General features: G+C 39.5%; 6 protein-coding genes. 4 read left to right on the plus strand and 2 right to left on the minus strand.

The genetic code is table 11. The features are described from left to right. Window positions 1–65 precede the first annotated feature (65 nt). From ACZ9AO_RS25495 to ACZ9AO_RS25510, 4 genes are all read left to right on the plus strand, one after another. Window positions 66–1364, plus strand: coding sequence for a hemolysin family protein (locus ACZ9AO_RS25495; RefSeq protein WP_048688850.1), 1299 nt, complete (start codon window positions 66–68; stop codon window positions 1362–1364). A 286-nt stretch (window positions 1365–1650) separates the two neighbouring features. Then, window positions 1651–4452, plus strand: coding sequence for a response regulator (locus ACZ9AO_RS25500; RefSeq protein ID WP_476111151.1), 2802 nt, complete (start codon window positions 1651–1653; stop codon window positions 4450–4452). 28 nt (window positions 4453–4480) lie between these two features. After that, on the plus strand, window positions 4481–5314 hold the full coding sequence (locus ACZ9AO_RS25505; RefSeq protein WP_034304823.1) for a CheR family methyltransferase: 834 nt from the start codon (window positions 4481–4483) through the stop codon (window positions 5312–5314). Between the two features lie 276 nt (window positions 5315–5590). After that, on the plus strand, window positions 5591–6733 hold the full coding sequence (locus ACZ9AO_RS25510; RefSeq protein WP_476111153.1) for a PP2C family protein-serine/threonine phosphatase: 1143 nt from the start codon (window positions 5591–5593) through the stop codon (window positions 6731–6733). A gap of 96 nt (window positions 6734–6829) precedes the next feature. On the opposite strand, the gene ACZ9AO_RS25515 is transcribed toward ACZ9AO_RS25510, so the two are convergent. Further along, a complete protein-coding gene (locus ACZ9AO_RS25515) occupies window positions 6830–7000 on the minus strand; it encodes a CsbD family protein (RefSeq protein ID WP_098866101.1) in 171 nt (56 codons plus the stop codon). 81 nt (window positions 7001–7081) lie between these two features. Then, a complete protein-coding gene (locus tag ACZ9AO_RS25520; protein WP_251543095.1) occupies window positions 7082–7840 on the minus strand; it encodes an alpha/beta hydrolase in 759 nt (252 codons plus the stop codon). Window positions 7841–8465 lie beyond the last annotated feature (625 nt).

An 8465-nucleotide genomic window follows, 5' to 3' on the forward strand; every position in this document is an offset into this window, starting at 1 on the left:
ATTAAGCCGTACATGTCTAATCCGAAGGTCAGTGGGATTGGAACTATATGGCGAACCCGCACATATTGGAGATTTTTATAAAATTATTGGCAGTAGCTGCATTAATAGCATTAACCGCATTTTTCGTTGCATCGGAATTTGCTATCGTGAAAGTCAGAAGTTCCCGGATCAATCAATTAATTGAAGAAGGGCATAGAAATGCCCTCGCAGCCAAGAAAGTGACATCGCATATCGATGAGTACTTATCTGCCTGTCAATTGGGGATTACAGTAACCGCCTTAGGTTTAGGGGTGTTGGGTGAACCGACGGTCGAGGCGATATTAAAACCATTGTTCACTAAATGGGGATTAGAGGCATCTGTAAGTCACATCATCTCGTTCCTGATCGCGTTCGGTTCCGTGACATTCCTTCATGTTGTAGTCGGCGAACTCGCACCGAAAACGGTTGCGATTCAAAAGGCAGAAGAGGTAACCTTGCTATTTGCAAAGCCGTTAATTCTCTTTTACCGCATTTTGTACCCATTCATTTGGTTACTGAATGGTTCTGCACGTCTTCTGACGGGCATGTTCGGATTAAAGCCTGCGTCCGAGTCCGAAATGGCCCATTCCGAAGAAGAGCTGCGCATCATTTTATCGGAAAGCTATAAAAGCGGTGAGATCAACCAATCGGAATACAAATATGTCAATCAGATATTTGAATTTGATGAGCGTATTGCCAATGAAATCATGGTTCCGCGTACGGAAATGACCGTTATCGAAAAAGGCATGCCATTATTGGAAGTTGTTGAACTGATTCAAGAAGAACAATACACAAGGTATCCGGTCATAGACGGTGATAAAGATAATGTCGTGGGAATGGTCAATATCAAGCGCCTTTATACAGCGACGATTACAGAAGATAATGTAACGGCTTTGACGGTGGATTCCTTTGTAACACCCATCATCCGTGTTCTTGAAACGATCGCCATTCATGATCTGCTGCTTAAAATGCAGAAGGAAAGGATCCATATGGCAGTTTTGACCGATGAATATGGCGGAACAGCTGGTCTTGTAACGGTTGAAGACATCCTTGAAGAAATCGTCGGGGAAATCCGTGATGAATTTGACCAGGATGAACGTCCGCTCATTCAAAAAATTGATGAAGGGCATTATGTATTCGATGCTAAAACATTGGTTGAAGATGTTAATGATACCCTTGCGATCGATTTGCCGGAGGAAGATATCGATACATTGGGAGGGTGGTTCCTGACAGGCAGATTTGAAATTGCTGTCGGGGATAGAATTGAATACGCCGGATATGAATTTACTGTAAAGGAAATGGACGGCCACCATGTTTTATATGTTGAAGTGAAGAAGATTAAATAAACAGGATCACACCAAAAGCCGAAAGTGAAAACTTTCGGCTTTTATTATGTACGAACCATTTATTTGGGTGTTTATGACAATGGTAAGGCAGACTGTTACTTAATTGGAAAAGGAATTCATGTAAAATGATAGTGTGGGTAACCATTTTAGCTTGGAAAATGTTAAAATTGATTTTGAGCAATGAAACTATCTATATATCATTTCAAAGAATATAAGGTGAGTTCTAGTATTTTGCAATGCCGTTATTTCGGGCTGGTATAAATAAGTATTGAAGGTGGGCGGGAAAATGGGTTTTAAGAAAAAGCAAATGTTGGGATTTGGTTTGATCTTGCTTTTCTTGGCTATTTTACTTTCATTCATGATGTTTACGCTAAACAATTTAAAGAGCAGCATGACTGAAATAGTTGAAAATCGCTATGAAAAAGTGCAAGCTTCGATGGAAATCCGTCAGCTTTTTTCTAGGTCGGACCGTGAGATTTTGTTTGCAGCTAATGATGCAAATAAAGAAGAAAGAGCAGAGAGCCTCGAAATCATCAATGAAAATCATAGTTTGATTGAATCAAAAACTGCCGGGTTATCAGGTTCGTTAAATAAGGCGAAAGCGAAGCAGCTATTGAAAGAGTTCGAGACCCAATATGCTTCTTACTCCATAACGGAGGCTGAAATCATCCAAAAGATTAAATCGGGAAACTCTTCTGATAATCTTTCAAGCCTGATGGATGACCAAAGGGAAAAACGAACCAAAGTCATCAGTACGATGGATGAATTTAAGGATTACCAAGAAGGTGTCATGAAAGATACCTTAAGTAATTCGAAACAAACCTATGAAGATATGATCGGTTTTGTAATTTTTGCGGTTATTCTCAGCATTTTGGTTATTTCCGTAACGGTTGTTTGGATGATCCGCAGTACATCGAAAGATCTGCAATCGATTACGAAGGTCATCAAAAATATCGATTATAAAAATTTGTCGGTCATACCAAGAGTTCCGGTTCGGACCACTGATGAAATTGGTGATATAGCGAGATCGTTCAACGAAATGGCGGGATCTCTTGAAATCTATAATCAAAAAGAGAAAGATTTCACCGAAAAGATCAGTGAACAGAACTGGATCCAGACCCGTGTTGCAGATATAGCTACGATGTATCAGCGCATTGTTGATGTGGAGGTGCTGGCTGACCGGTTCATTACAAGACTTGCACCGATGATGGGAGCTTCAATTGGAGCTTTTTACGTCAAACGGGGCGAGGGCGTGGATATGCGTTTTGTGAAGTTTGCAAGCTTTGCGGGAGATGGCGAAGATTCAGGGAGGCGTGAATTCCGTCTTGGCGAAGGTTTGATCGGACAATGCGCCCTTGAAAAGGAATCGAAAGTTATTGAAGATATTCCTGAAGATTTTCAATTGGTTACGACAGGATTAGGGGAAGTAAACCCGAAAAGCATTGTCATTGCGCCGGTCGTTTTTGAGGATGAAGTGGTGGCGATGGTTGAACTGGCTAGTTTGGAGAGCTTTACGAAGCTGCAAAAAACTTTCCTGAACCAGGTTCTTGATACTCTGGGCATCACGATTAATAATGTTGAGGGCCGGATGGAAATAGAGCGTTTATTGAAAGAATCACAAGCACAGACTGAAGAGTTACAGGCTCAATCGGAAGAATTGCAATCACAGTCAGAGGAAATGCAAGCCCAATCGGAGGAACTGCAAACACAGGCTGAAGAATTGCGAATGATCAATGAACAATTAGAAGAAAGAAATCGTGAAACTGAAGAAAAATCGAAAGAGCTTCAAGTCGCAAAACTGAATCTTGAAAAACAAGCGGAAGAATTAAAGTTAAGTTCTAAATATAAATCCGAGTTCATGGCGAATATGTCCCATGAATTGCGGACACCGCTCAATAGCATCCTGATTTTATCAGAAATGCTTTCAGATCCGAATGATAGTAAATTAAATGAAGAGCAACAGGAATTTGCTCGTGTCATTAACTCATCAGGTCAGGATTTATTAACGTTGATCAATGACATTTTGGATTTATCGAAAGTCGAAGTCGGAAAGCTTGAAGTGGTCTTTGACGAAATGAATTTGAGTGAGCTTCCAGACCTGTTGCACCGTAACTTCGATCATGTAGCGAAGAAAAAGAACATTGACTTTATAATAGAAAAAAGTAAAAACGTTCCGGATATTTTCTTTACGGATGAACAGCGCTTCCAGCAAATTTTGAAAAACCTATTATCCAATGCATTTAAATTCACGGAAAAAGGTTCTGTGTCTGTCCAAATCAAAAAAGCTGATGAAGAAAATGTAGCACAATGGATACAGACAAAAGGAGCTAGCAATTGGGTTGAAATTAAGGTGACGGATACGGGCATCGGAATTTCAAAAGAGAAGCAAAAACTTATCTTTGAAGCGTTCCAGCAAGGTGACGGAGCTACAATGAGAAAATATGGCGGTACAGGACTAGGGCTATCGATTTGCCGGGAGTTCGCCAAACTTCTGGGAGGCTGGGTCATTGTAGATAGTGAAGAGGGGCAAGGCAGTACCTTTACTTTCTTTATTCCAAGTATGCCAGAGGGCTTCAAAAATGTCGGCGAAGCAATGGCTGCTTCTCCAGAAGTGGCAGCAGCCAACCATGATGATTCTGCCGTGCCTTTTGAAAGTCAGGGAGAACCGGATGTGGTTATAGTGGATGAAGAAGATCGGTATAAGGTCAAACCATTCTGCAATAAAACAGTACTGGTCGTCGATGATGATCACCGTAATATATTTGCTCTGAAAAATACGCTGAAGCATGAGGGGATGGAAATCCTTACAGCTGAAAACGGCTATGAATGTTTGGAACTCCTTGAAAAAGGAAACAATATAGATGTTATTTTGATGGATATCATGATGCCAGGCATGGACGGTTACGAAACGATGACCAGAATTCGCGAGCAAAGTAAGTTCGAGGATCTTCCAATCATCGCGTTGACTGCGAAAGCGATGAAAGGCGACAGGGAAAAGTGCCTGAAGGCAGGCGCTTCCGATTATGTCAGCAAGCCGTTAAAATTGGATCAGCTGCTATCCGTCCTAAGAGTATGGCTGACTAATTGATTGATAGTATGGGTGAGGAAGGATTTTCATGAAGGATACATTAACGATTGAAGAAAGAGAAGATTTAGAAATCGAATTATTGTTAGAGGCCATTTATTCCGTTTCTGGCTTTGACTTTCGCAAATATATGCGTTCTTCAATAAAAAGAAGAGTTGAAAATAGAATGAGACTGGACCATGTTCGCAGGATTAGCGGAATGATTGAAATGGTTTTATATGAAAAAGGGTATGTCGAGAAGCTTTTGAGAGATTTTTCAATAAATGTCACTGAAATGTTTCGCGATCCGGATTTCTTTAAAGCCTTTCGTTTAAATATTGTACCGCTACTGAAAAAACTTCCTGAAATCAGAATTTGGCATGCGGGGTGTTCAACCGGTGAAGAAGCCTTTTCCATGGCGATCATCCTCAAGGAAGAAGGACTTTATGATAAGGCAAGGATATATGCCACTGATATGAATGATGAAGTCCTCCGTCATGCGGAAAAAGGGATATTACCTTTAAATAGAATGCAGTCTTATACGAAAAACTATCTGCAAGCTGGAGGTAACCAGGAATTTTCGGAGTATTATACAACCGATTATCAAAATGCTTATCTTGATTCGGGCCTCCTTAAAAACATTGTGTTCTTCCAGCATAATTTAGTTACTGATGGTTCGTTCAATGAGTTCCATATCATCATGTGCCGGAATGTGATGATTTATTTTACCGGTGAATTACAGACCTATGTTAATCAGTTGTTTTATGACAGTCTTTGTAAAGATGGCTTCCTTGCGGTCGGCAGCAAGGAAACTCTTCATACATCATCCTTTTCGGAGGATTATGAGGACTTTGATTCAAAGGAACGGATTTATCGGAAACTGTAAAAAGAAAGAGTTCGCATATATGCGGACTCTTTCTTTTTGATTAAATTATTTTTCACTTTTTTTGCATCACTATGTTTAAGGCATCGGAAGAAGGGGTATATATAATGAGTTGGTCTCCATGCAGAATCTGGACTGCAGTTTATTATTATTAAAAGAGACTGAACTTCGTTATAATATAATGGAAAAATCCCTGTTAAGGGAGCTTTATAAAAGTACTGTTCCATATAAAAAAGATAAATGTTGCCGCTCGATATAAGCCAAAAGGGGAATGAAAGAATGACGATTTTAATCGTAGATGATAACCAGGTTAACCTTTTCGTTATAGAGAAAATTCTAAAACGAGCTGGCTATACGGATTTTCTATCATTAACTTCAGCTGTTGAGATGTTTGAATATTTACAGGTGGATAGTCCGCAACCTAAAGAGACTTCAGTTGATATCATTCTGCTTGATATCATGATGCCGGAGATCGATGGGATAGAGGCGTGCAGGAGACTTCAAAGTATTCCTCACCTTAGAGATATACCCGTCATTTTTGTGACCGCCCTTGAAGATTCAAACAAGGTGGCCGAGGCACTTGATGTTGGCGGAATTGATTATATAATGAAGCCCATCAATAAAATAGATTTACTTGCGAGGATTCGCGTGGGGTTAAGACTTAAATATGAAAAAGATTGGCATAAAATGCAGGATGAAAAAATCCGCAATGAATTGGATCTTTCCATGCAGGTTCAAAGCAGCTTATTAAGTGAACCCATTATAAATGACCACTTAACTATAAGGGCATCATACTTACCTGCGAATAAATTAGCAGGGGATATGTACTATTGGCACCGCATCGATGAAAATCGGTATGGGATCATCCTGTTGGATATGATGGGGCATGGCATATCCGCCTCACTTGTTTGCATGTTCATTTCCTCCGTATTGAGGGATGCTATCAGGATACATACGGATCCGGTGGCAGTAATAAACGAAATGAATCGCTGGATGAGTACCCTTAATAAAGAAGATAATCCAGTGCATTATTATTTTACCGCGATTTATATGGTCATTGATACAGAGCAAAAGAGTGTGGAATATGTGAATGCCGGACATCCTCCGGGCTTTGCTTTAATGGACGATGGGAAAGTGGCCTCACTTTCAAAAGGGACATGTCCTGTTGGGTTCTTCAACGAAATGAAAATAGAGAAGTCCGTCATTCATTATGAAGAGAAGATTCAGCTTATGCTATATACGGATGGAGTCATGGAAGCGATAGATCGAGAAGGGACGGAAGGACTCGACCAAATAAAAGAAGCGGTCTCGGCGAGATGGTTCGATTGTAAAGAATCTCCCCCTATCGATTTTTTGATGTCCCCGGAAATGCAGCAAGATCAACCTGATGATATGTGTGTTGTTGTTATCCAAGCAAATTAAAGAAGGAAGAGGCGGCAGATTATCTGCCGCCTCTTCTCTATAAAAGCGGCTAACTTTTATATGAAATGAGAATGTTTGTTAAGAGAGTGAATTCAATTAACGGTCATTTTTCAATTTACCAATGCCATCCTGGAGATTGCCTTTTAATTTATCGACTTTACCTTCTGCTTGTAAGTGAGGATCATTTTTCGCGTTTCCGACTTGGTCTTTCGTTTCACCTTTAACTTTATTTACAGCACCTTTAACTTTGTCTGATAAACCGCTCATTATGTTACCTCCTTTTTCTTTATATACTGTATATACCCATGAAGTGTACGGATAAACCTGATTTATATGGAGAAAGGAGTTTTAAGAAGCGATTATTTCCCTTTTACTTAACCTTTGAATGAACTGATAGGAATGTTCAATGATATGATCTTTGTCATGATCCAACGACGCCACATGATATGAATTTTCAAGGCGCGCCATCTCTTTATCACCGGACATGACAGTATCGTAAATCTGATAGGAACACGAGTCCGGTACAACGTGGTCTTCTGGTGAATGGAAGATAAGTATCGGGCACGAAACGTCTATTAGTTTTTGACTGGTATGTTCCATTATATCAAGCAATTGATTAATCGCTTTTGACGGAACTTGGTCATATGTGATTTCTTTAGGTGTATCGTCTTTTATGTCAGGCTTGCCTTCGGGAATGAAGCGTGGAACCGATTGGTTACGATATCTTTCATATTCAGGAACTTGGAGAGCGGCGTTGATGGTGAGAATTCCATCACAAGCCAATTTTGTCGCTAAATCGAGAACAAGGGCGCCTCCCATTGATTGTCCGATGGCGAAAACATGGGTGCAGGTTCGCTTTAATTTTGCATAAGCCATTTCAACATCTTGTATCCATTCTTGATAATGACTTGTTTCCATTTCATATTCATCCGTTCCGTGGCCTGCCAGTCGAGGAGCGAAGACAGTAAAGCCTTTGGCGGCAAATTTTTCACCTAAATACCTTACGCTTTGTGGCGTTCCGTTAAAACCATGGCAAATAAGGATGCCGATAGAATTGCCGGGTAAGAAAAAAGATTCCGCACCTGGTATTACCATTACTGCTGTCATATTCCCATCTCCTTTGATTTAGCTAAGTTTTGTTAATAGAGAGTTTTAATAAAATTAACTATTCCGATTATTTTACTTGGTTATATAATAGCATAATGAAAATTATGAAGTCAACTTGGTTATGTCCCAAAACTTCACTATTATAAAGAAGCATCAAAAAGTATATGAAGATACTTATCAGGTCATTTTCGTCTTTCTATTATATAAGTGCTGTCTTGGAATTGTTGATAAACTGAAGATGCTAATCACCGATAATATATAAATATAAGAAATGGAGAAAAAGCATTGACTTTAAAGTGAAATGGGATTAATATAAATAAGCACCAACTAAGACATGCAAAAAACTTCATCGCTTTTGGCAGGTTGCTGAAAGAAATAATAACTATTGACATCTTACTATGAAAATGATAAGATGAAATGGTCGCTGAAAAACACAGCGATTTAAAATAAGTTAAAAACTTCGCAGAAGTTGACAACTAATCAATAAGATGTTATGATGAATAAACAGCCGTTCGAAAGAACGATTGTGGAAATTGCTCTTTGAAAACTGAACAAAACAAAGCGCCAACGTTAAATTTTAAGTGAGCACACACTATCAAAAAAGCAAATGAGCAAGTCAAACATT

This window comes from Peribacillus sp. TE19612, assembly GCF_056279465.1.